This is a genomic window from Paenarthrobacter sp. PH39-S1, assembly GCF_030063245.1.
Taxonomy (GTDB): Bacteria; Actinomycetota; Actinomycetes; order Actinomycetales; family Micrococcaceae; genus Arthrobacter_M.
On sequence record NZ_JASISR010000001.1, the window covers coordinates 112,285 to 135,141 of the forward strand.

Annotated in this window: 18 protein-coding genes and 2 pseudogenes; 12 read left to right on the forward strand and 8 right to left on the reverse strand. The window is 63.9% G+C overall.

Annotated elements, in window-relative coordinates; genetic code table 11:
* Window position 1: 1 nt before the first annotated feature.
* Window positions 2–904 carry a succinate--CoA ligase subunit alpha gene (sucD, locus tag QMG52_RS00525; protein ID WP_283558484.1) on the forward strand — a complete coding sequence of 301 codons (903 nt, stop codon included), beginning with the start codon at window positions 2–4 and terminating at the stop codon, window positions 902–904.
* Between the two features lie 230 nt (window positions 905–1,134).
* Here sucD and tnpA read toward each other — a convergent pair whose 3' ends face one another.
* Window positions 1,135–1,554, reverse strand: a complete 420-nt coding sequence (tnpA, locus tag QMG52_RS00530) for an IS200/IS605 family transposase (RefSeq protein WP_283558485.1) — start codon at window positions 1,552–1,554, stop codon at window positions 1,135–1,137.
* A 331-nt stretch (window positions 1,555–1,885) separates the two neighbouring features.
* On the opposite strand from tnpA, the gene QMG52_RS00535 reads away from it, so the two are divergent.
* The 10 genes and pseudogenes from QMG52_RS00535 to QMG52_RS00580 all read left to right on the forward strand — a co-directional run bounded on the left by QMG52_RS00535 (window position 1,886) and on the right by QMG52_RS00580 (window position 12,302).
* Window positions 1,886–2,299: a tautomerase family protein gene (locus tag QMG52_RS00535; protein WP_283558486.1), complete on the forward strand. Its 414-nt coding sequence runs from the start codon at window positions 1,886–1,888 to the stop codon at window positions 2,297–2,299.
* A gap of 199 nt (window positions 2,300–2,498) precedes the next feature.
* Complete coding sequence (gene iolC / locus QMG52_RS00540) at window positions 2,499–3,485, forward strand: 5-dehydro-2-deoxygluconokinase (RefSeq protein WP_283558487.1); 987 nt, start codon at window positions 2,499–2,501, stop codon at window positions 3,483–3,485.
* Window positions 3,482–4,420, forward strand: a complete 939-nt coding sequence (locus QMG52_RS00545; protein WP_283558488.1) for a Cgl0159 family (beta/alpha)8-fold protein — start codon at window positions 3,482–3,484, stop codon at window positions 4,418–4,420. The genes iolC and QMG52_RS00545 overlap by 4 nt, the downstream gene beginning before the upstream one ends.
* Window positions 4,421–4,468: 48 nt before the next feature.
* Window positions 4,469–6,397: a 3D-(3,5/4)-trihydroxycyclohexane-1,2-dione acylhydrolase (decyclizing) gene (gene iolD, locus QMG52_RS00550; RefSeq protein WP_283558613.1), complete on the forward strand. Its 1,929-nt coding sequence runs from the start codon at window positions 4,469–4,471 to the stop codon at window positions 6,395–6,397.
* A gap of 16 nt (window positions 6,398–6,413) precedes the next feature.
* Window positions 6,414–7,910 carry a CoA-acylating methylmalonate-semialdehyde dehydrogenase gene (locus tag QMG52_RS00555; RefSeq protein WP_283558489.1) on the forward strand — a complete coding sequence of 499 codons (1,497 nt, stop codon included), beginning with the start codon at window positions 6,414–6,416 and terminating at the stop codon, window positions 7,908–7,910.
* A 122-nt stretch (window positions 7,911–8,032) separates the two neighbouring features.
* Window positions 8,033–8,662: pseudogene (locus QMG52_RS00560) on the forward strand (sugar phosphate isomerase/epimerase family protein); the annotation flags it as partial.
* A 61-nt stretch (window positions 8,663–8,723) separates the two neighbouring features.
* Window positions 8,724–9,737, forward strand: coding sequence for a Gfo/Idh/MocA family protein (locus QMG52_RS00565; protein ID WP_283558490.1), 1,014 nt, complete (start codon window positions 8,724–8,726; stop codon window positions 9,735–9,737).
* Window positions 9,738–9,766: 29 nt separating this feature from the next.
* Window positions 9,767–9,951, forward strand: a pseudogene (locus QMG52_RS00570) (sugar phosphate isomerase/epimerase); the annotation flags it as partial.
* 437 nt (window positions 9,952–10,388) lie between these two features.
* Window positions 10,389–11,411, forward strand: a complete 1,023-nt coding sequence (locus tag QMG52_RS00575) for a Gfo/Idh/MocA family protein (RefSeq protein WP_283558491.1) — start codon at window positions 10,389–10,391, stop codon at window positions 11,409–11,411.
* A gap of 18 nt (window positions 11,412–11,429) precedes the next feature.
* Entirely contained in the window at window positions 11,430–12,302 is an 873-nt protein-coding gene (locus tag QMG52_RS00580) for a sugar phosphate isomerase/epimerase family protein (RefSeq protein WP_283558492.1), read from the forward strand.
* A gap of 98 nt (window positions 12,303–12,400) precedes the next feature.
* On the opposite strand, the gene iolB is transcribed toward QMG52_RS00580, so the two are convergent.
* The 7 genes from iolB to QMG52_RS00615 form a co-directional block, all read right to left on the reverse strand.
* Window positions 12,401–13,294, reverse strand: a complete 894-nt coding sequence (gene iolB / locus QMG52_RS00585) for a 5-deoxy-glucuronate isomerase (protein ID WP_283558614.1) — start codon at window positions 13,292–13,294, stop codon at window positions 12,401–12,403.
* A 332-nt stretch (window positions 13,295–13,626) separates the two neighbouring features.
* Window positions 13,627–14,367: a GntR family transcriptional regulator gene (locus QMG52_RS00590; protein ID WP_283558493.1), complete on the reverse strand. Its 741-nt coding sequence runs from the start codon at window positions 14,365–14,367 to the stop codon at window positions 13,627–13,629.
* A 332-nt stretch (window positions 14,368–14,699) separates the two neighbouring features.
* Window positions 14,700–15,503: an IclR family transcriptional regulator gene (locus QMG52_RS00595; RefSeq protein ID WP_283558494.1), complete on the reverse strand. Its 804-nt coding sequence runs from the start codon at window positions 15,501–15,503 to the stop codon at window positions 14,700–14,702.
* A 157-nt stretch (window positions 15,504–15,660) separates the two neighbouring features.
* Entirely contained in the window at window positions 15,661–16,917 is a 1,257-nt protein-coding gene (locus QMG52_RS00600) for an aminopeptidase P family protein (RefSeq protein ID WP_283558495.1), read from the reverse strand.
* A gap of 62 nt (window positions 16,918–16,979) precedes the next feature.
* Window positions 16,980–18,383, reverse strand: a complete 1,404-nt coding sequence (locus QMG52_RS00605; protein WP_283558496.1) for an MFS transporter — start codon at window positions 18,381–18,383, stop codon at window positions 16,980–16,982.
* Between the two features lie 234 nt (window positions 18,384–18,617).
* Window positions 18,618–19,535, reverse strand: a complete 918-nt coding sequence (locus QMG52_RS00610; protein WP_283558497.1) for a polysaccharide deacetylase family protein — start codon at window positions 19,533–19,535, stop codon at window positions 18,618–18,620.
* A complete protein-coding gene (locus QMG52_RS00615; RefSeq protein ID WP_502920415.1) occupies window positions 19,516–21,144 on the reverse strand; it encodes a purine-cytosine permease family protein in 1,629 nt (542 codons plus the stop codon). The genes QMG52_RS00610 and QMG52_RS00615 overlap by 20 nt, the downstream gene beginning before the upstream one ends.
* Before the next feature lie 154 nt (window positions 21,145–21,298).
* On the opposite strand from QMG52_RS00615, the gene QMG52_RS00620 reads away from it, so the two are divergent.
* The gene (locus tag QMG52_RS00620) at window positions 21,299–22,804 is read left to right on the forward strand and encodes a PucR family transcriptional regulator (protein WP_283558499.1); all 1,506 of its coding nucleotides are present in this window, start codon (window positions 21,299–21,301) and stop codon (window positions 22,802–22,804) included.
* Window positions 22,805–22,857 lie beyond the last annotated feature (53 nt).

A 22,857-nucleotide genomic window follows, 5' to 3' on the forward strand; every position in this document is an offset into this window, starting at 1 on the left:
CATGTCTATTTACCTGAACAAAGATTCCAAGGTCATCGTGCAGGGGATCACCGGCGGCGAAGGGACCAAGCACACCGCCCTGATGCTCAAGGCCGGCACCCAGGTCGTCGGTGGCGTCAACGCGCGCAAGGCCGGAACCGCCGTCGTCCACGGCGACGTTGAACTTCCCGTCTTCGGGTCCGTCGCGGAAGCGATCGAGAAGACGGCCGCAGACGTTTCGATTGTCTTCGTCCCGCCGGCGTTCACCAAGGACGCCGTTGTGGAAGCCATTGAAGCCGGCATCGGCCTCGTCGTCGTCATCACCGAGGGCGTCCCGGTCCAGGACTCCGCCGAGTTCTGGGCGCTGGCGCAGACCAAGGTTGACGCCGATGGTAAGCAGGTCACCCGCATTATCGGTCCGAACTGCCCCGGCATCATTACCCCGGGGGAGGCACTGGTGGGCATCACCCCGAACAACATCACGGGCAAGGGCCCGATCGGCCTGGTCTCTAAGTCCGGAACCCTGACCTACCAGATGATGTACGAACTGCGTGACCTGGGCTTCTCCACCGCGATCGGCATCGGCGGTGACCCGGTCATCGGCACCACCCACATCGATGCCCTGGCCGCGTTCGAGGCCGACCCGGAGACCAAGGCCATCGTGATGATCGGCGAAATCGGTGGCGACGCCGAGGAGCGCGCCGCCGAGTTCATCAAGGCCAACGTGACCAAGCCCGTCGTCGGCTATGTCGCCGGCTTCACGGCTCCCGAGGGCAAGACGATGGGCCACGCCGGGGCGATCGTCTCCGGCTCCGCCGGTACCGCGCAGGCCAAGAAGGAAGCTCTCGAAGCCGCCGGGGTGAAGGTCGGCAAGACGCCGTCCGAGACCGCCACGCTGCTGCGCGAGGTTTACGCGGCGCTCTAACCTTCCCAACTGATGGGCGGTTGTGCACGGAATCCGCGGATTCCGACCACAACCGCCCATCGCTGTCTTAAGCCTCCCCGCTGTATGTCTTGGGGGAGGGTCGTGGATAGTGTTTCGGCCGTAGGCGCCAGTATTCGCGCTGCCCGGAAGGAAGCAGGACTCACCCAGGAGGATCTGGCCAATCTCGCCGAGACGTCCGAGAGAACCACCTCCTTCAGGGGGTGGATGAATCAGGCATGAGGTGACTTTTGGCTTTGAATATAGTTTTGGACGACGTCCACCGCGGGGCCCCCGACGGTGCCGCAGTAGTAGGATCTGGCCCAGAAGTTGTTCCCCCACAGGAATCGTTTCACCCGCGGCCGGTGGTCTCGGCGCAGTATCCGGGAGGAGACGCCTTTCAGGGAGTTAATGAGCTTGGACAGCTCAACTGTCGGCGGGAAATTCACCAGTAGATGCACATGGTCGTCCTCACCGTTGAATTCGACCAGACCGCATCCGAAGTCGGCGCACACTTTCTCCATCGTGACCCGGCAGGTCTCCATCATGGCCGCGTCAAAGACACCGTGGCGATACTTTGTCACAAACACCAAATGGGCGTGGCACTGCCACACGGCGTGTCTGCCGCGTCTGATGTCCGGCTCTTCATCCATCCACCAAGTCTACACACGATATAATTTGGGTGCGGCTCTTCTGGCGTGATGGTCATGCTGCTCGCGGGATGGGCTGGTTTGGGCATGTCGAGCCTGTCGGCCACGATGTGGCGGCAGGCACCAAAAGTCTGCGGCTGCGGCCAATGGACTCGCACTGAACGCTGCCACCTCGATCCGTTTGGAGGACCTGCCATTCAGCGGTTCTCCAGCAGGGCGGCGTCCAGTAGAATCCGCTCAGCTTCCCAAGCCAGCTTTTCCGTCGCCTGTAAGGTGTTGTATGCGACTTCTGACTTTGATAGTATGACAGGACAAACTATTAAGGGAGCTTGAAATGCCGTTGGTTCGTATCGATGTTAACGAGGGCCGCAGGGTGGAAGAACTGTCGGCCCTGAGTCGTGCCATCCATGACGCCATCTTGGCTGAATACGGGATTCCCGAACGGGATTATTTTCACATTCTGACCGAACATGCGGCCGGACAAATAGTGGCGCAGGATGCAGGTCTGGGATTTGAGCGCACCACCGGCGTGGTGATGATCCAGATCTTTACCCAATCGGGGCGCTCGCGGACAGCGAAGCAGTCCCTGTTTGCCGCCATCTCCGAGCGGCTGGCCGCGGTCGGTGTCGGTGGCCAGGACGTGTTCCTGGGCTATGTGGAAAACACTGCGGAGGACTGGTCCTTCGGCTACGGCCGGGCGCAATACATGACCGGGGAGCTTGACGTGCCACGGCCCGCTGACGGGTGACTGTCCGGTCTTCGCCGTCCTTCCATCGTTCCGCCACGCCGCCTGCAATTATGCAGGTTGTATATATGTCAGAACAAACTTTTGACAGGACATGGGATATGGTGCAGAGTGGTTCTTGTGCTCCCGATCACAAGGATGCGCAGCATTCTGACCCACCTGTTTGAGGCAACGTTCTTCAGTGAAAGGTTCACCGATCCCCGTGACCCATGAATTACTTACCATCGGCCGCATCAGCGTCGACATCTACCCGAATGACATCGGGGTGGACCTCGAAGACGTCGCCTCGTTCGGCAAATACCTGGGCGGCTCGCCGTCCAATGTCGCCGTGGCCGCAGCACGCCACGGCCGCAGGTCCGCCGTCATCACCCGCACCGGCGACGACCCTTTCGGCGCTTATCTGCATCGTGAACTGCAAAAGTTCAATGTGGACGACCGGTTCGTCTCCTCGGTGCCCGACCTGCTCACGCCGGTCACGTTCTGCGCCATCAAACCGCCGGATGACTTCCCGCTGTACTTCTACGGCCGTCTTCCCAGCGCCCCCGACTGGCAGATCAGGGCCGAGGAGCTGGACATCGCCGCCGTCAAGGATGCCCGTATTTTCTGGTCCACGGTCACCGGCCTCAGCCAGGAACCGAGCCGGGGCGCGCACATCGCCGCCCACCAGGCGCGCCCGCGCACCGGCCTAAGCGAAGGTCAATACACCATCCTCGACCTCGACTACCGTCCCATGTTCTGGGCCTCCGAACAGGAGGCCCGCGAACAGATTGCCAGGATCCTGCCCCAAGTGACCGTGGCCATCGGCAATGACAAGGAATGCGCCGTCGCCGTGGGGGAAGGCACTCCTGATGAGCAGGCGGACCGCCTGCTGGCAGCGGGGGTTGAGATCGCTGTCGTCAAGCTGGGTCCGGATGGGGTGATGGCGAAGACCTCCACCGAGCGGGTCGTGTCCGCACCCGTCCCCGTGGAAACGGTGAACGGCCTGGGGGCCGGCGATTCCTTTGGCGGCGCGTTCGTGCACGGCCTGCTGTCGGGTTGGCCGTTGGCCCAGGTGCTGGATTACGCCAATGCCTCCGGCGCCATCGTGGCCTCCCGGCTCTCCTGTGCCGACGCCATGCCCACACCGGAGGAAGTTATTTCGCTGCTGGCCGAACGCGGCCGGCTCGTCCCGGAAGGTGCCACGAAATGAGCACAACTGCAGTATCCGCCGGCGTCGGCGTCGACAAGGACCCGCGCCGCTACGCCCACCTGACGACCATGCGGCTGGAAGACCCGGACGCCATTGCCCGCGCCGCCGCGGGCCGTCGTCGTCACCCCGGGCTCAAGGCCGGCGTGCAGAGCTTCATCGTTGCCGCCGACCACCCGGCCCGCGGCGCCCTGTCCGTCCGCGGCAACAAAACCGCCATGGCGGATCGGCGGGATCTGCTGGACCGCCTGCGGATTGCCCTGGACAACCCGGCCGTAGACGGCATCCTGGCGTCCCCGGACATCATGGATGACCTGCTGCTGCTGGGCGCCCTTGAGGGGAAACTGGTTTTTGGCTCGATGAACCGCGGTGGCCTGGCCGGTCTGGTCAACGAGTTTGACGACCGTTTCACCGGGCACACCGCCGCGGCGCTGAAGGCGCTGGGCGCCGACGGAGGCAAGATGCTCACCCGCATCTGCCTGGACGACCCGGACACGGTGGTGACGCTGGAGGCCACCGCCCGTGCCATTGATTCGCTGGCCGCGCAGAAGCTGATTGCCATGGTGGAGCCGTTCCTGTCCGTGCGCAAGAACGGCAAGGTCCGCAACGACCTGTCCACCGACGCCGTGATCAAGTCCGTCGCCATCGCCTCCGGGCTCGGTTCCACCAGCGCATACACGTGGATGAAACTACCCGTCGTGGCAGATATGGAACGCGTGCTGGCCGCAACCACCATGCCGACCGTGCTGCTAGGCGGGGACCAGTCCGGCTCCGAGGACGAGGTTTTCGCCAGCTGGCGCGCCGCGCTCGCCTTGCCCGGTGTCCAGGGCCTGACGGTGGGACGCGCCCTGCTGTACCCTCAGAGCGGCGATGTTGCCGGGACCGTTGCCACTGCCGCGTCGCTGTTGAACCGCACATCCGTGAGCACGCAGGAGTAAACGATGCCGACACGCATAATGGCGACACGCACAACGCCGACACGCACAATGACCGTGGCGCAGGCCCTGGTGGAATTCCTGGCCAACCAGTACACCGTGGACCGCGTCGGCACCGAGGAATACCGCGGCCGGCTGATCCCTGGTACGTTCGGTATCTTCGGCCACGGCAACGTGGCCGGAGTGGGCCAGGCGCTCAGGCAATACCAGCAAAGTGACCCCGAACTGATGCCGTACTACCAGGGCCGGAACGAACAAGCCCAGGTGCACCAGTCCGTGGGCTATGCCCGGCACACCCGGCGTCGCGCCACCTTCGCCGTGAGCACCTCGATCGGGCCTGGCTCAACCAACATGCTCACCGGTGCGGCCTTGGCCACTACGAACCGGCTGCCGGTGCTGCTGCTGCCCAGCGACGCGTTTGCCACCCGCGCCGCGGATCCGGTGCTCCAGCAGCTGGAACGCCCGGACGCCTACGATGTCACGGTCAATGACGCGTTCCGCCCGCTGTCGCGTTTCTTTGACCGGGTGTCCCGTCCCGAGCAGCTTTTCTCCGCCCTGTTCGGTGGGCTGCGCGTGCTCACCGACCCTGCGGACACCGGGGCCGTGACGATCTCGCTGCCGCAGGATGTCCAGGCCGAGGCGTTCGTAGTGCCGGCGGAGTTCCTGGCCGAGCGTGAGTGGCGCATCCGCCATCCCGAGCCGGAGGACGACGACATCCGCCGGGCCGCCGAGGCCATCCGTGCCGCCAGGAACCCGCTCATCATCGCGGGCGGCGGCGTCCTATACGCCTACGCCGAAGACGAGCTGGCCAGGTTCGCGGACGCCACCGGAATCCCGGTCGGCAACACGCAGGCCGGCGTCGGCGTGCTGCCCTGGAACCACCCGCGCTCCCTGGGTGCCATCGGGTCAACAGGAACGACGGCGGCGAACGCCATCGCTGCCGACGCCGACCTGATCATTGGCATCGGCACGCGCTATGAAGACTTCACGACGGCGTCCCGTACCGCCTTCCAGAACCCCGACGTGCGCTTCATCAACATCAATGTCGCCCCGCTGGACGCGTATAAGCACGGCACATCGCTGCCGATCGTCGCGGACGCACGCAAAACGCTGGTGAAACTGAACCAGGCCTTGGGCGGTTACCGCGTGGGCGGCGACCTGGAAGCACGGGTTGCGGAGCAGAAGAAGCGCTGGGATGCCATTGTGGACGACGCGTTCGACACCCGGTTCACGCCGCTGCCGTCGCAGAATGAGATCATTGGCGCCACGAACCGGGCCATGGATGCCCAGGACGTGGTCATCTGCGCCGCCGGCTCGCTGCCCGGCGACCTGCACAAGATGTGGCGGGTCCGGGACTCCTTCGGCTATCACGTGGAATATGCCTACTCCTGCATGGGCTACGAGATTCCCGGCGGTCTCGGTGTCAAGCGTGCCGCGCTGGCGGAGGCGGCCAACGGTGGCACCCGGCGTGACGTCGTCGTCATGGTCGGAGACGGCTCATACCTGATGATGCACACCGAACTGGTCACCGCCGTGGCGGAAAGAATCAAGCTGATTGTGGTGCTGATCCAAAACCACGGGTACGCATCCATCGGGGCCCTGTCCGAACAGCTTGGATCGCAGCGCTTCGGCACCCAATACCGGACGCTGGATGCGGAACATCACACGTTCGACGACGGCGAAACCCTGCCGGTCGACCTGGCCCTCAACGCCGAAAGCCTGGGCGTAAAGGTCATCAGGGTGGCCCAGGGCGAACACGTCATCGCGGACCTGGAGGCGGCCGTCGCGCAGGCCAAGGCAGCACCGGAAGACGGCGGACCGGTCCTCGTGTATGTCGAATCCGACCCGCTCCTGGACGCACCCAGCTCCGAATCGTGGTGGGACGTGCCAGTCGCGCAGACCTCTACGCTGGAATCAACCCAACGAGCGTTCATCACCTACACCGACCACAAGAACCGCCAGCGCACGCTGCTCGGCTGAACAAGGAAGATCCCTCATGACAAACACGATCAACCACTTCATCAACGGTGTCGAGTCCGCCGGCAGCGGCGACCGCACCCAGCCCGTCTACAACCCCGCCACGGGTGCCGTCTCCGCCGAGCTGCGGCTGGCCAATAAGGCCGACCTTGACAACGCCGTGGGCATCGCCAAGGCGGCCGGGGAAGTGTGGGGGGATTACTCACTGGCCAAGCGAACCACCGTTTTGTTCAGGTTCCGTGAACTCGTCGCCGCCCACGTCGATGAGCTCGCCGAGCTGGTCACGGCCGAGCATGGCAAGGTGCTTTCCGACGCGAGGGGCGAGATTGGGCGCGGACTGGAGGTCATCGAATTTGCGTGCGGCATCAACCAGCTGCTCAAGGGTGCCTACTCGGACCAGGCCTCCACCGGCATTGACGTGTTTTCCTTCCGTCAGCCGGTGGGCGTGGTTGCGGGCATCACTCCCTTCAACTTCCCCGTGATGGTGCCGCTGTGGATGTGCCCGATCGCCATTGCCACCGGCAATGCTTTCATCCTTAAGCCCTCCGAGCGCGACCCGTCCGCCAGCATGCTGCTAGCGAAGTTGTGGACGGAAGCCGGCCTGCCGAACGGCGTATTCCAGGTTCTGCACGGCGGCAAGGAGACCGTTGACGGTTTGCTGACGCACCCGGATGTGGATGCAATTTCCTTTGTCGGCTCCACCCCGATCGCCAAGTATGTGCACGAGACCGCCACGGCGCACGGCAAGCGCGTGCAGGCCCTGGGCGGGGCGAAGAACCACGCGATCATCCTGCCCGACGCCGACCTTGACAACGCCGCGGACCACCTGTCGGCCGCTGCGTACGGTTCCGCCGGCGAGCGCTGCATGGCGATCTCCGTGGCCGTGGCCGTGGGAGATGCCGCTGATGCGCTGATCGGCAAGGTCCGGGAACGCGCCGAGGCCATCAAGGTGGCCGAGGGCACAGATCCCGACGCCGACATGGGTCCGCTCATTACCGCTGCGTCCAAGGCGCGCCTGGTGAAGATTGTCGGCGAGGCAGCCGACGCCGGGGCTACGCTGGTTGTTGATGGCCGCGGGTTCACGGTGCCGGGCAAGGAAGAGGGCTTCTGGGTTGGCCCGACGCTCCTGGACGGGGTAGCCAGCGACATGACCGCCTACACCGAGGAGATCTTTGGCCCGGTCCTGGCTGTCATGCGGGTGGACACCGTCGAGGAAGGCATAGCGTTGATCAACGCCAACCCGTACGGAAACGGCACCGCCATCTTCACCTCCTCGGGATCGAACGCGCGCAAGTTCCAGCGCGGCGTGCACGTGGGCATGATCGGCATCAACGTCCCGGTCCCCGTCCCCGTGGCATACCACTCGTTCGGTGGCTGGAAGAACTCGCTGTTCGGTGACAAGCACATCTACGGTGAAGAGGGTGTTGCCTTCTACACCCGCGGCAAGGTTGTCACCTCACGCTGGCCCGAGCCGTCGCACGAGTCCGGCGCATCCTACAACTTCCCGTCCAACTGACCCCCTCCCAACTAGGTAGCAGATAACGCACCCAAAACGGCCCAGAAGTGCATTATCTGCTACCTAGTTGGGAGCAAGGCGAAGGATCTGATCTCCTCATGAGCGAGCGAGTAAACAAATTGATGGCGGAACTGACCGCCGCCATGGGTGGCGGGAACATCGTCGTCATCCCCGCGATGTGGCGTGATGACGTCACGGGTGCGGCCGTGGAAAGCGGCGTGCTTTCCGAAGCTGCCTGGCGGGACCTGTTTGCCGGCCACAACAAACTCGGCGAGGTGCTGCTGACGGACTACGGCCTGAAGCAGCAGTTCCACTCGCATGCGGACTCGCATGTCGGGGCTCAAGCCGACATTGAGCACCTGCTGGCCGAAACGGACCCGGAACTGCTGAACCTGTGCCTGGACCCCGGTCACGCCGAATACTGCGGCGCCAGCAGCCTGGAGTTGATCCGCAAGTACCCCGAACGCATCGGCTACCTGCACCTGAAGCAGATCAACCCGGAGATCCTGGCCAAGGTCAATGCGGACAACATGACCTGGGCGGCGGCCAATCTGGCCGGCGTCATGATCGAGCCGCCCTGCGGTCTGCCGGATCTGCGGGCCGTAATCGAGGCTGTCGAGGCCCTCGACAAGCCGATCTTTGGCATTGTGGAGCAGGACATGTACCCGGTGGCGTTTGATGTTCCGATGCCAATTGCCAAGCGCACCCGCGACTACCTGCTCAGCTGTGGCAGCCGCACCATTGTCAACTGATTTTACCGCCGGCGGCACCGCACGGCGCGGCACAGCACCTACTCACATGAAGGAAAATGCCATGACTGAAACACTCCGCGTAGCCGTCATTGGGGCAGGACGCATGGGCGCAGACCACATCACCCGGCTGCAGCACCGCATCACCGGGGCCGAGGTGGCCGCCGTCGTCGATGTGGACCTTGCCCGTGCCCGGGCCTCCATCAAGGACATTCCCGGTGCCGTGGCCCTGGCCAGCGCCGAAGAGGCTCTGAACTATGGCGACGTCAACGCCGTCCTGATCGCCACCCCCGGATTCCTGCACCAGGAGATCCTGTTCAAGGCGCTGGCGAAGGACATCCCGATCCTCTGCGAAAAGCCGCTGACCCCCGACGCAGAGAGCTCCTGGCAGGTTGTCCAGGCGGAGGCGAAGCTGGGCCGCAAGCGCATCCAGGTGGGGTTCATGCGCCGCTTTGACGCCGAGTATGCCGCCCTGGGCGGCATCATCCGCACCCGCGAACTGGGCGAGCTGCTGATGCTCCACCACCAGCACCGCAATCCCACCACTCCGGCGGGCTTCACCAACGAGATGCTGATCAACGACTCGGTGGTCCACGAGTTCGACGCAATACGTTTCTTCACCGGCGAGGAAATCACCTCCGTGCAGGTCCGCCTGGGCAGGGCCACCTCCAACGCCCCGTCCGGTCAGCACGATCCCCAGCATGTGCTCATCGAAACGGAATCCGGCGTGCTGGCCGACGTGGAAATCTACGTCAACGCCAAATTCGGTTACCAAGTGGCCACGCAGGCCTCCTTCGAGGACGGCATTGTCAGCATTGGCAACGACGCGGGCCTGTACGTCCGCACCCAGGGACGCTGGGGCGGCACGATCACCCCCGGCTTCGAGGAGCGTTTTGGTGCCGCCTACGATGTCGAGGTCCAGGCCTGGGTGGACGCCGCACTGCGTGGCGGGATTGGGGGGCCATCAGCCTGGGATGGCTACGCCACGGCTGCCTGCTGCGAAGCCGGCGTCGAAGCGCAGAAGAACGGCGACAAGGTCGCCGTTTCCCTCAGGCCGAAGCCGGCCATCTACAACTAGAATTGGAGCGATAAGCGAATTAAAATTGCGAAAAGGCCGAGGAATCCGAGGGGCGTTCTACCGCTCCATGGAGGTGCTGCTGCCCATCATGGAGCGTGAAGGCCTCGACCTGCTGATCGACCCGCATCCGGACGCCTTCGTTGTGGAGGGCCTGGCCGCGATCGGCGTCATCCGCGGGCTGAACTTGAGGAACGTGGGTCTTGCCTATGTGGCCCTCGGCCGAACTCGTGGACGGCCGGCCCGCGCGTCCAGTCCACCGCGCCAGCGAAGCCATGTAGGTCACCGGCGCCCGGACGTCAAGATGATGCTGGACCTTTACCACGCGCAGCTGGGGGAGGGGAATCTGATCGAGTAGTGCGCTCGTGCCTGCCGTTGATCGGCGAAATCCAGGTGGCGGATGTTCCGGGCCGCTGTGAGCCCGGGACCGGTGAAATCAACTATGCCGCCGTCGCCAGAGCGCTGACGGAGGCCGCGTACACCGGGACGGTCGGCGTGGAAGCCTGGGCCCAAGGGCGACAGCCACGTGGCTCTGGCGGCCTTCCGGGCGGCATTCACCCTGGCGGGACCCTAGCCTGCCACGCAAAACCAGCCTGCGCCGAAACCAGATCGGTGAGGCCGACTTCATGGCCCGCAACTTTGCAAAGGAACACGATGAAAGACGTAACTCTCGGCCTCGTAGGAGTTGGGCGCATCGGCGTCATGCACGCCAACAACGTTGCCGCCCTCAACGACGTGATGCATCCCCATGGGATCAACGTCAAGCTCAAGCTGACCGACGTGGCCCAGGAACACGCCCGCAGCGTGGCCGCCGGACTTGGGGCGGAATTCCTGACCTCCGTGGACGAGCTCATTGACGCCGGCGTGGACGGCCTGATCATCGCCACCGGCACCGGCACCCACCCGGACCTGATCAAGGCCGGTGTCGACGCCGGAATCCCGGTCTTCTGCGAGAAGCCCGTGGGGGTGAACGTCGCAGAGTCGCTGCCGGTGCTCGATTACATCAGCGAAAAGGGCGGCACCGTCCAGATCGGCCACCAGCGCCGCTTTGACGCCGGCTACCTGGAAGCCAAGCGTGCCTTCGACGCCGGCGAGCTGGGCTGGATCCATTCGCTGCGGGCCACTACCGGGGACATGACTCCGCCGCCGGTGGAATTCCTGGCCACGTCCGGCGGCCTGTTCCGCGACTGCTCCGTTCACGACTTCGACATCCTGCGCTGGCTGACCGGCCGGGAAATTGTGGAAGTCTACGCCAGGGGTTCCAACAACGGCGATCCGGCCATCGGCGAGGTCGGCGACGTGGACACGGCGCTCGCGGTTGTCACATTCGACGACGGCACCCTCGCGACAGTCGCGGCCACCCGCTACAACGGCGCCGGCCACGATGTCCGGCTGGAGATCCAGGGGTCCAAGGGCTCGCTGGTGGTCGGCCTCGATGAGGAGTCGGCTTTGAAGTCCGCCGAGGCCGGCATCACCTTCCCCGCCGGTTCCCCATACCTTACCTTTGCCGAACGCTTCGCGGCCGCCTACGTGTCCGAGCTGGCGGCGTTCGTTGAACTCATCCTCGGCCTGCGCCCGAACCCCTGCACGCCGCGAGATGCCGTGGCTGCCTCCAAGGTGGCCGACGCGGCCCAGGAATCCCTTGAGACCGGCGTCCCGGTCCGGGTCGCACTCTAGAACCGGACGGGACAGACCATGACTTCTGCGCTTGCCGGCCAGCTCGCCGCGGCACCCATCTCCTGGGGCGTCTGCGAGGCGGAAAACTGGGGATACCAGCTCCCTCCGGAACGTGTCCTGCAGGACATGTTGGACCTGGGCATCAGGGCCACCGAGTTTGGACCCACGGGATTCCTCCCTGTCGAGCCGAAGCCACGTGCCGAAATACTCCGGCGCTACGGACTCACCGCGATCGGCGGGTTTTTCCCGTCGGTGCTGCATCAGGACGGCAGCGACCCCCTGCCGGCGATCGAGCGTGAGCTTGCCGCCTTTGAGGCCGCCGGGGCCACGGTCCTGGTTCTCTCCGCGGACAGTGGTGCCGCCTCCTATGACGAGAAGCAGGAGATGACCGCGCAGCAGTGGAAAACCTTCGGCCGCAACCTGGACGAAGCGGTCCGCCGTGCCGCCGACCGCGGCATCACCGCGGTGCTGCACCCGCATGTCGGCACCATGGTGGAATCTGCAGCCGCCGTCGACCAACTGCTCAACAGCACAGCCGCCAACATCTGCCTCGACACCGGGCACCTGCTGATCGGCGGGACGAACCCGTTGGATCTCGTCCGCCGCTTTGCCGCGCGGGTGGGTCATGCGCACCTGAAGGACGTCAAGGCGGACCTTGCCGGCCGGGTAGGCCGCGGCGAGCTGGGCTTCACCGACGGCGTGAAAGCGGGCATGTTCGTGCCGCTGGGCCAGGGTGACTGCGGGATCGCGGAGCTCGTCGCCAGGCTGCAGGCGGTAGATTACGCCGGCTGGTACGTCATGGAGCAGGATGCGATCCTGACCGCGCCGCCGGAGGGCCAGGGTCCACTGCGCGGCATCCGCGAGTCCCGGGACTTCCTGCTCGGCCTGTAGCCAGCAAGGACCGAACTACGGACGACGGCGCGTCCTGCGCCGCCGCCGTCGTCCTGCGCCGCTGGTCGAGCTATCGGGACCAGCGGGTTTCGACCGGCTCAGCCGCCGAACGGCAGCCGCGGATCGATCTCCGCGCCGTCCCAGGTCTGCCGGATCCAGCCATGGTGCGGGTCATCGCTGATCAGCCATTCGCGCGCCGGGCCCGAGCCGGCCATCACGTTCAGATAGTAGAGGTCGTAGCCGGGTGCCGCCATGGCCGGCCCGTGCCAGCCGTAGGGCACCAGAATGGTGTCTCCGGTTCGGACCTCGGCGTTCACATCGATGGGGCGGTCGTCGGAGGCGTAGACGCGCTGGTAGCCGATGGCATCTGCGTCCGCGGGTGCCGGGGAGCCGGCGGCGACCTGTGTTTCGAAGTAGTAGATTTCCTCAAGTGCGGTCTCGCCGTCCTTCTCCTCATCATGTTTGTGCGGAGGGTAGGAGGACCAATTGCCGGCCGGGGTCAGGACCTCGCACACGATGAAGCGGTCGGCTTCGAGCGCGGCCGGGGTACCAAAGTTGTGGACCTGGCGCGAGCAGTTGCCGGCCCCGCGGAGCTCCACCGGAATTTCCGCGGCGGTGACCAGACGGGTGGGGTAGGAACGGCGGGCAGGGGCGGTGGCGACGGCCACGCGACCGCCGCTGGCCGAGCTGATTGTCAGGGCCTTCCCGATGCCGGAGTAGAGGACGTCCGACGGGCCGGTGAACACGCTGGCACGGCCGGCCAGCGGGTAGCCGATGCCGTCCACGGTGACGGTGAAGGCTCCGTTGAGTGGAACCACAATCCGTTCCTCGCCGGCAGCCGGCATGGTCACGGGGGTGCGGGGTTCCAGCGTCGCCACGTTCAGCCCGGTGTGCGCCCAGCCCTCAATGTTTGCGGTGGAACCGCTGCTGCCCAGAGAGATGTCCCAATCGCCGTCACGGGCCGAGCCCAGGGGGTATACCCAGTTAGTCATAGTCATGAGAGGAGCTCCTTCGGTTGTCGTTGGCGGCCTTTCATTCATCTTATTGTCAGCACAAAGAAGCCACAATGATGAATGACGGGAAAGAGGCGGACGTCAGACACTTTGCGGCGGTGGCGCCGGAGTCCGGCGCTGGATCAGTTCCGGCGCCGGCCTGTCGGTGGACGGGAGCTCGCCTGCAGGTCCGCGCGTGCGGCCGGCCGCTGTGTCAGGGGCCACTTTTCGAACCTAGCGAAATTTAGGTCCTATTGTTCAGACAAATAACAAGATTAGACTGTTGGGGGCCCTCAGGGGGTGGAAAGCCACCAGTCAGCGCCGAAACTGGCTTAGCGCTGCACCAACGTCATTTCGAAACTGTACGAGTCTGCCCGATAAACGTGGTGGCCCGTTTCGACGCTACGGCCAGTATCATCCGTCGCGGTGCGCTCCATGGTGACCAGGGCGGATCCGACCGGCGTTTCGAGCAGTGGCGCTTGGTAGTCGTCGGCGACCATCGCACCGACGCGCTGTGTTGCCAGGCGAAAATTCACACCGCCTCGGCGGAGGATCTCGTAAAGGCCCTGTTCGCGAAGCCGGGGTTCGTCGATGGTCGTTATGTCGTCGCGGACCCAGTTCTCCATCAGGGCCAGCGGCTTTCCGTCTACCTTTCGCAGGCGTGTGAAATGGTAGACGCTGGCTCCGTCGGGAAGTTGGAGCGCCTCCTGGGTGGGACTGTCCGCGGTGATGTGGGCGAAGCTGAGGACATCCGTGGTTGGCGTGCTGCCGCGGCTTCTCAGGTCATCGAAAAGGCTGGACAGCTCCAGCGGGCGGCGGACCTGGCTGGCGACGACCTGGGTTCCGACGCCACGTTTGCGGACCAGCAGGCCGGAGCGGACCAGCTCGTCCATTGCCTTGCGCATGGTTGGCCGGGATAAATTGAGCTGCGCCGCCAAGTCGATTTCGTTGTCCAGTTTGCTTCCCGGAGCCAGTTGCCCGCTGTGGATGGCCTCCTCGATGCCCTGAACTATTTGGTGGTACAGCGGCACGGGGGAGGAGCGGTCGACGCTGAGGTTGAATTGCTTCGCCATGAGGCTCTTCCTTAATGCTCTACGCGCACTGAGGGTATGCAACCCGCCACCATCTGCCCGCGTCATGTTCGCTTGATAGGACATAGTACGTAGGCTCGATAATAGCATTTCCTCGAGTTGTTACGGGTAATGCGCCATGTGGAGGCCCGGCGCCCCGGCGGAACGTAGCCACCCGTCGGGGGATAGCCCTGCCCCCGGCTGGTCCTCAACCCCAACCCGGACCACAACGCCGTCGAAACCACCACCACCACCGGACACACCTACACCTCCACCGCACCGGCACTCCCCGGCACAAGCCATGCGGAAGCAGGCGGGCGCTGACGCCTTCGCGCTCAGCCCTCCGGAGTCGTTCCGCCCAGGCGGCTGGTGATTTTCCGCGCAGCGTCGGCGCAGGCTTCACCAAGCGTGCTGAGCAGGTCCGAGGAAACGCGGAACCTCGGGGCGGGTATCAGCACCGCCGCGACGACATTCCCGCGGTGGTCGTACACGGGGGCCGCCACACTGGCCTCGTCCAGTGACGTTTCCCCGTAATTGGTGGCGTAGCCGCGTACCGATGCGTCTTTGAGCCGGACCAGGTAGGCCTCAAGCCCGGCGTGGTCCATTCCCGGGAAGGTAATGCTGCCGCTGGTGAGCAGGGCGCGCGCCCGCTCGGCGGGTTCGGAGGCGAGGAACACCTGTATCGAGGAGCTCATGGCATCGTGATAACGGGTACCTAGGGGCGTGGTGTGTTTGACCTGGTGGCGGCTGGCAATTTGTTCCACACACATGGATTCATTGTTATCCCATACCATCAGCGCGCTGGTTTCGCCTGTACGTTCCGTCAATTCCCGCAGCACTGGATAGGCGACGCGGCGTTCCTCGAGATCCGCGAGCAGCGGACCGGCGAGGGCGATCAGACCCAGTCCCAGCGTGTAGCGCCGAGTCTCCGAATCCCGTTGAACCAGGTTCTCCGCCTCCAAGGTCGCCAGCATGCGGGAGACAGTGCTCTTGTGTAACCCTATCCGTGCCGCAATCTCCGTCACACCCAAGAGCGGCTCGTCCAGCGAAAAACAGCGCAGCACGGCAATGGCATTGACGATGACGGAAGTTCCGCGGGCTTCGCCGCGGGCGGAATCGTCGCTTGAAGCCGTAGCCATGGGTGCCCTCTCGCATTCTCAGTGGAATTAGCGCAATTGTCGGAATTGTCGGAATTGTCGGAATTGTCGGAATACGGTGCCACTAGTGTGTGGCACCGTATTCCGCAGCGCCTGAACCGACTGCTTGCTCAGGCACTATGAGACTAAGCTTAGGACCTTAGACTCCCACGATATTGTGCTCGGGGCCGAACGGGAACTTGGTGATGTTCTCCGCTCCGTCCTCGCCCACAACCAGAATGTCGTGCTCACGGTAACCGCCGGCACCGGGCTGGCCGTCCAACACGGTAATCATGGGCTCCATGGAAACCACCATGCCCGGTTCCAGAACGGTGTCGATGTCCTCGCGCAGTTCCAGTCCGGCTTCCCGCCCGTAGTAGTGGCTGAGGACACCGAAGGAATGTCCGTAGCCGAAGGTCCTATTGGCCAGCAGGCCGCGGTCTACGTAGATCTCGTTCAGCTCAGCGGCAATGTCCTTGCAGACGGCGCCGGGCTTGATCAGTTCCAAGCCCCGCTTGTGCACCTCTACGTTGACATTCCACAACTCCAGGGAGCGGGCGTCGGGCTCGCCAAGGAACAAGGTGCGCTCCAGGGCCGTGTAGTAGCCGCTCGTCATGGGGAAGCAGTTCAACGACAGGATGTCGTGTTCCTGGAGCTTGCGCGTGGTGGCCCAGTTGTGGGCACCGTCCGTGTTGATCCCGGACTGGAACCACACCCAGGTGTCGCGGATCTCGGAGTTGGGGAAGGTGCGGGCGATCTCGTGCACCATGGCCTCGGTGCCGATCAGCGCCACCTCATATTCGGTGATGCCGGCAGTGATGGCGTTGCGGATGGCCTCGCCGCCCAGGTCGCCGATGCGGGCGCCGTGCTTGATGACCGCGATTTCCTCGGCTGACTTGATCATGCGCTGGCGCATGGCCGCCTGCGCCACGTCCACCAGGGTGGCGTCGGCAAATGCGGCCTGGATCTTGTTGCGGTTATCCAGGGGCAGGGTGTCGTCCTCGACACCCAGGCGGCGGACGTTGACGCCCCGGGTGCGCAGGGACTCCTGGATGGCGAAGATGTAGTTGTCGCGGCGCCAGTCCGTGTAGACAATGTTCTCGCCGTACCCACGGCGCCACGGCATCCCGGCGTCGATGTTCGCGGTGACTGTGACCGTGTCGGTGGGAGTGACCACCATGGCGTAGGAACGGCCAAAGTAGGTGAACAGGAAGTCGGAGTAGTACTTGATGCTGTGGAAGCTGGTCAGGACGACGGCGTCCAGGTCCTTCGCGGCCATGATCTCCCGGAGGCCGGCAATGCGGCGCTCGAGTTCGGCGTCGGAAAAGGTCAGCTGGACCTTCTCGCCGTTGTGCAGCACCTTCAGGCGCTCCAGCTCGGCTATTGACGTGACGTTCTCGGGAATGGTGGTGCTCATGGTGTCTCCTTGTTGATATTGCGTTGGTAAAGTGAGGGAAAGTTTGGGGTGGACCTGGGCTGTTAGTGCATCAACGGTGCCTTCGAGGTCTCCTTGGCAAGCGACACGGCGATCAGGGATACGACGGCGGCCGCCATCAGGTACCAGCCTGGTGCCAGGTTGGAGCCGCTGAGCTTGATGAGCAGTGTCGAGGCGAACAGTGCGGTGCCGCCAAAGAGTGCGTTGGTGAGGTTGAAACTCACGGCGAATCCGCTGTAGCGGATCTTTGTGGGGAACAGTTCGGCCAGGAAGCTGGGCAGCGTTCCGTCATTGAGGGTCAGCATCGCGCCCAGCAGGATCTGGACCAAGATGATGACCAGGAAGTTCCCGGTGCCCAAGAGCAAGAACATCGGAACGGTCAGCACCACGAAGAGGATCGAGGCGGTGATCAGGACCCGTTTCCGGCCGAACCGGTCCGAGGCCAGCCCGGTCAGGAAGATGAAGCCAATGTAGGTGGCCAGGGCGACCGTGGTGGCCAGGAACGACCCGGAGGAATCCAGGCCGACGACCTCACTGAGGTAGGTGGGCATGTAGCTGAGAACCACATAGAAGCCGACTGCGTTCAGGACCACTGCACCGATGGCGATCAGGAGCGGACGCCAGTGCTTGCGGAACAAGTCCGTGACGGGGGCCTTGATCGCCTCGTCTTCCTTTTCCAGGGCCAGGAATGCCGGGGTGTCCTCGAGCTTGACACGGATGTAGCGGCCGATCAGACCCATCGGGGCGGCAAGCAAGAACGGAAGGCGCCAGCCCCAGGAGTTCATTTGGTCCGGGGACAGGGAGACGGAAAGCAGCAACGCGATCAAGGAGCCAAGCAGCAGCCCGGTGGCCGTGCTGGCGGGCACCACAGCTGCGTAGAGTCCGCGCCGGTTCGCCGGGGCGTACTCCACCAGGAACGCCGAGGCGCCGGCGTATTCACCGGCGGCCGAGAACCCCTGGACAACGCGCACGAGCAGCAGCAGGATCGGTGCCCAGATGCCAATGATGTTGTAATCGGGGATCAGCGCGATCGCGAAGGTCGCCCCGGACATGATCAAAATCGACAAGGACAAGGCGTTCTTGCGCCCCACCCGGTCGCCGATGTGCCCCCAAATGAACCCCCCGATGGGGCGGACAAAGAAGGAGATGGCGAACAAGCCGAACGTCAGCAGCAGTGCGGTCTGCTTGTCCGCCTCCGGAAAGAAGGCGTGCGCTATGGTGACGGCCAGGTATCCGTAGACGGCGTAGTCGAACCATTCGACGAAGTTGCCGATGAAGCTGGCGCCAATGACCCGCCGCAGGGTGCTCTTGGAAACGCCGGTTCCGTCGTTGGGGCCTTGCTGGCCGCTGAGGGTTGTCGTCTTGGGGGACAGCGAAGCGAGCCCGGCATTGGGTTCGGTGCCCGGCAAACCGGCGGGCAATGCTACTTCGGGTGTTTCATTAGTCATAAGAATCCACCAAAGGGTTTGGGGTTGCAATCATTGCAACGTCGTTGCACCAGCGTACGGCGTGATTCGGATCACGGTCAAGGGCTTTTCGCAGCGATTACAAGAAAACTTTGTCCCCGCCGACGATGCCGCGTCCCGGCGCGAAAAAAATCGGTTCGCTCCGGGAATTGCCGTCACCCCAACCGTGTTGCCCCTGCTGCGCCGGTTCTACGCAACTGGAGACCGCTGCCGTGCCTACCGGAGAACGGCGTCGTTCAGCAAGACACGGTCCTGGCCGGGCTGCGGTCCCGGATGCACCAGACGCCGATGCCGGTAGATGTCGGCACACACGCTTTGGGCATGGCGTGCAATCTCCTCCAGAGGAGCCACCCACATGCCTTCCAGGCTCTTGACCCGGACGATGAGCTCCTCCAGCGCCGTCAGCCTGGACGGCCGGCCGGAAATGAACGGATGATTCGTCAGCACAAAGCAGCCTGCACCGGCGTGGGCGCTCTGGGCCTCCAGCAACCACATTTCGGTCGCCTTGCGGGGGGATTCGATGACGCCGCTACCGGTCCAACCCGGATAGTAACCGTACTGTTCCCAGTCGTCGAGGGCCCAGTCCACCGGAATTTCGATGAGCGAGCCCGCGTCCATCCCTTCGCCGGCAAACGAGTACGGTGCATCCCCGTCCAACAGGCTGGAGTCGTACAGGAAGCCGCGCTCATGCAGGAGTTTGGTGGTCTGCCAGTTGTATTCCCACCAGGGTGCCCGATAACCGACCGGCCGGACGCCGGCCACCTTGTCCAGTGCCTCCAGCCCCCGGTCCAGCATGTCAGCCTCCTCCGCGGCAGACATGTCCGTGGTCTTTTCGTGCAGATACCCATGGTGGCCGATCTCGTGCCCTTCATCGACAATCCTGCGGACCATGTCCGGATACAGCTCGGCGGTAAAGCCGGGGACGAAAAACGTGGCGGATACCTCCTGCCTGTTGAGCATCGCCAAGAGCTTTGGCATGGCGACCAACGGGCCGTAGCTTTGGTGGGACATAAGGGACATACGGTTCACGAAGCCCGCGTCGTGGGCTATCGCGCCGGATTCCGCGTCGACGTCAAAGGTGAAGGACGCCGCTGCGCGCTTACCTTTGGGCCATTCAAAGCTGGGTAGTGACATTTTGGTTCTCCTCGGCGATGATGTCGGTGTGGTGCAGGTCCTCCCCGTTGCCGTTGCGCTCCAGCACATCGGCGTCGGTCAGCGGGGCCCGGATGCCCAATGGAATGCCCGCTGCCAGCCGGGAGCGGAAGCGCGGGTAGCCCAACGCGAAGTAGAGGACTGCCGAGGTGACGGTGCCCGCGAGCCAGGAAAAGTCCATGCCGCCCAGCGCCGTGGCGATCGGGCCCTGCAGTGCGGGAATGGCGCCGTACATGCACATCCAGGTCATGATGATGCCGGCGAAGAAGGCAATGAAGGCCGCGGGGTTGAATGCCTTCAGATGGGTCTTTTCGGGCGGCAGGAACAGATAGCCGAAGTTCTTGTGGCGCCGTTCAAAGATGAAGTAATGCACGGCCATGATGCCGCCCCAGGTGGCGACCCAGGCGACGATGGCGATCAGCCACGTATCCAACAATTCGCCGAAGTTGCGGGCGAACATGAAGCCGATGACTGCCACCATGGACAGCACCCCCACGAGAATGGACAGCTTCTTTCGGGATACCTTGATGTCCAATGCCTGGACGGCCACGCTGAATGTGTACATATTGATGATGTTCGTGGCAATCGGGCCGTGGATCACCAGCAGGATCACCGGGATGGCAAAGGTGCCGAAGTTCTGCACGATCAACGCGCCCGGATCGGCGCTGCCGTTTTTCGTCGCCAGGCTGGCCCCGAGAATACCGAGCCACACCACGGGCAGGAACTGGCCCAGTACGCTGACGGTAAAGAGTTTCAGCGGACGGATTTTCTTGCTGACGAAGCGCGAATAGTCCGGAGCGTAGGTGAACCAGCCAATACCCCAGCCGATGCCGATGGCTGTCATGACGCCCGACATGGCCGCAATCCGCGGTGCCCCCGTGAGAATTTCCCCGGGGGGTCCCTGATAGCCCCAGTCGATGTTCAAATGGGTCCACGCGAGGATGGACATGGCGACCAGCACCACGATGGTGGGCGGCATGGTCCATCGTTCAAATTTGGCGATGGCGTGGTAACCCCGGTAGCAGATGATCACCTGGATGCTCATGATCACGGCGGCCGTGCTGATCCGCCACCCGAAATTGGCGGCGGCGGGGTCCACCCAGCCGATCAGACCGAACAAGGCCATGACCAGGTCAAGGATGATCCAGGTGTTGACGGCTGCCCAGCCGACGGCCACAAGCGCTTGGATGGCCGCGGGGAGATAGGCGCCGCGGCGTCCGAAGGCGCCACGGGAAAGCAGCATCCCGGTGGCACCGGTCCGCTGGCCCAGAATGACAAAAAAGCCGAAGCCCAGCATGCCGATGAGGTTTCCGGCAATGAGCACGATCAGGGTGTCGGAGAGCCCGAGGCCCAACTGGATCCCCAAGGCGCCGAGGATCCAGTTGATCGGGGCAACATTGGCGCCGGCCCAGATCCAGAACTGCCCGGACAGCTTCGTTGTCCGCGCCGATTCGGGCACGGGTTGGAGGATATCTTCTACTTCCTGAGTGACGCTTTCCGATTTCGTCGCCGATCTTTGTTTCACAGGTTTTCTCTTTCCGCCGCTGAGTAAAGGAGCCTGCGAGAAGCCTATGTGTGATTGGCACCACATGGTATGGTGCAACTGTCCATGATCAGGGGCGGTTGACATGACACACTGTCCATCGGTTCTGCGTGAAGGTCGGCTTTTTTGCATCCCGGGGTGCCGGATCGTTGAGTCCGGGCGCCCCAGGATTGTTGTGCCGGATCGTTAAGAAGGGGACAGCATGGTGATTCCACTGGCCGAGGTGCTGGAGAGCGATCTTGTCCGGCAGGGCCGGCCACGGGTCCGTGCCGGCCGGGCGATGGTCGCGGTGAACTCCATTCGTTGGGTCCACTCCAGCGAGGTGCTGCAGATCGCTCCGCTCCTGCGCGGTGAGGAGCTTCTGCTGACGGGAGGATCAGCGCTTTTGGGGCTTAAGCCGGCGGCGCAGCAGGATTATATACGGCGGCTGGCCGAGCGGCATGTCAGTGCCTTGATCATTGAGACAGCGGGATTGAGCCGTCCGCTGTCGCCGGAACTGATTCAGGCCGCCGATGAATCAGCCCTGCCGCTCATCGAGTTTCAATCAGTTGTCCCGTTCGTGGACATTGCCGAAGACATTAACCGACGGATCGTGTCCCGGCAGATTGCGGTCCTGCAAAGCGCGGACCTTATTGGTCAGCGGTTGATGGCAGGGCTGGCCTCGGGTGCCACCCTGTCTGCGCTTTTGGAGCTCCTGGCGGAATCGCTGAAAACGCACGTGGCGCTGATCGATCTGCGGGGGGCAGTGCTGGAAACGGCGGGCGAACCGGCGCAACATGCCGACCCTATCGAGGTGGATATCTTCATTGGGGGCATTGTGACGGCGAAACTGGCCGTCCAGCGACGGGCCGGAACCGACGCCTCCGTGCTCCGCACCATCGGGGAGCGGCTCAGCGGAACGTTCGCGCTGGCGTTGTCCCAGCGGCACCAGCCCACGCTGTCCCAGATCGCCGATACAACGTTGATGCGTGCCGTAGTTGACGGCTCCGGGCCGGCGCAGGTGAAGGAGTATTGCAGGATAGCCGGATTTCCCACCGACCAGCCCGTGCTGATGATGGAGTTCCGGCGGATCGGATTGGCCAATATCCAGGGGGCCGCGGAACGGGCGGTGCGACGGTGTTGCCCCGGTGTGCGGACGTATCAGGATGCCGGCAACGTCTACGCCCTGATCCCGTTGGGCACCACAGGAACCCGGCAACGGCGGGTCAGCATTCTGGTGGCGCTGGAGCAGGAGCTGGCCGAAGCCGCGGTCACCGGGGTCATGGGTCCAACGGTCGTAGACGCCACCTTGGCGCATTGGTCGCTGAGCGAGGCCAAACTGGCGCACTCGCTGGGACCGGCGTCTAAGGTTGGCAATAATCTGTGGGACAGCGAAAACTTTGTGGTGGAACGGCTGGCGGGTGCGCTGCCGGCGCTGACCGTGGGGCGCCTGACTCAGGAATTGGTCGGAGAACTACTGGAGTACGATAAGCGCCGGGGCACCAGCCTGCTGGAAACGCTCGACCAATGGTTGGTGGCCGGGTGCAATACGGCGGTCGCGGCCCGCATGCTGTTCCTGGAGCGCCAGTCCATGCACAATCGGCTGACCCGGATTTTCGAGTTGTTGGGCGGTGATCCGCGCGGCACGGGCAAGATGGCCGGATTGCATCTGGCCGTCCGGCTGGCGACGACCCTGCCACACCACGTCCACGCGTCCAGGCTGCGCTGATTTACCCGCACCACGAAGTTTCACACCGCAAATTGTTGCACCATGTGCCGACG

Excerpts from the sequence above, each read along its gene's own strand:
- sucD (WP_283558484.1), top strand. The coding sequence starts at position 2 with ATGTCTATTTACCTGAACAAAGATTCCAAGGTCATCGTGCAGGGGATC.
- tnpA (WP_283558485.1), bottom strand. The coding sequence starts at position 1,554 with ATGGATGAAGAGCCGGACATCAGACGCGGCAGACACGCCGTGTGGCAG.
- QMG52_RS00535 (WP_283558486.1), top strand. The coding sequence starts at position 1,886 with ATGCCGTTGGTTCGTATCGATGTTAACGAGGGCCGCAGGGTGGAAGAA.
- QMG52_RS00545 (WP_283558488.1), top strand. The coding sequence starts at position 3,482 with ATGAGCACAACTGCAGTATCCGCCGGCGTCGGCGTCGACAAGGACCCG.
- iolD (WP_283558613.1), top strand. The coding sequence starts at position 4,469 with ATGACCGTGGCGCAGGCCCTGGTGGAATTCCTGGCCAACCAGTACACC.
- QMG52_RS00555 (WP_283558489.1), top strand. The coding sequence starts at position 6,414 with ATGACAAACACGATCAACCACTTCATCAACGGTGTCGAGTCCGCCGGC.
- QMG52_RS00565 (WP_283558490.1), top strand. The coding sequence starts at position 8,724 with ATGACTGAAACACTCCGCGTAGCCGTCATTGGGGCAGGACGCATGGGC.
- QMG52_RS00575 (WP_283558491.1), top strand. The coding sequence starts at position 10,389 with ATGAAAGACGTAACTCTCGGCCTCGTAGGAGTTGGGCGCATCGGCGTC.
- QMG52_RS00580 (WP_283558492.1), top strand. The coding sequence starts at position 11,430 with ATGACTTCTGCGCTTGCCGGCCAGCTCGCCGCGGCACCCATCTCCTGG.
- iolB (WP_283558614.1), bottom strand. The coding sequence starts at position 13,294 with ATGACTAACTGGGTATACCCCCTGGGCTCGGCCCGTGACGGCGATTGG.
- QMG52_RS00590 (WP_283558493.1), bottom strand. The coding sequence starts at position 14,367 with ATGGCGAAGCAATTCAACCTCAGCGTCGACCGCTCCTCCCCCGTGCCG.
- QMG52_RS00595 (WP_283558494.1), bottom strand. The coding sequence starts at position 15,503 with ATGGCTACGGCTTCAAGCGACGATTCCGCCCGCGGCGAAGCCCGCGGA.
- QMG52_RS00600 (WP_283558495.1), bottom strand. The coding sequence starts at position 16,917 with ATGAGCACCACCATTCCCGAGAACGTCACGTCAATAGCCGAGCTGGAG.
- QMG52_RS00605 (WP_283558496.1), bottom strand. The coding sequence starts at position 18,383 with ATGACTAATGAAACACCCGAAGTAGCATTGCCCGCCGGTTTGCCGGGC.
- QMG52_RS00610 (WP_283558497.1), bottom strand. The coding sequence starts at position 19,535 with ATGTCACTACCCAGCTTTGAATGGCCCAAAGGTAAGCGCGCAGCGGCG.
- QMG52_RS00615 (WP_502920415.1), bottom strand. The coding sequence starts at position 21,144 with ATGTGGTGCCAATCACACATAGGCTTCTCGCAGGCTCCTTTACTCAGC.
- QMG52_RS00620 (WP_283558499.1), top strand. The coding sequence starts at position 21,299 with ATGGTGATTCCACTGGCCGAGGTGCTGGAGAGCGATCTTGTCCGGCAG.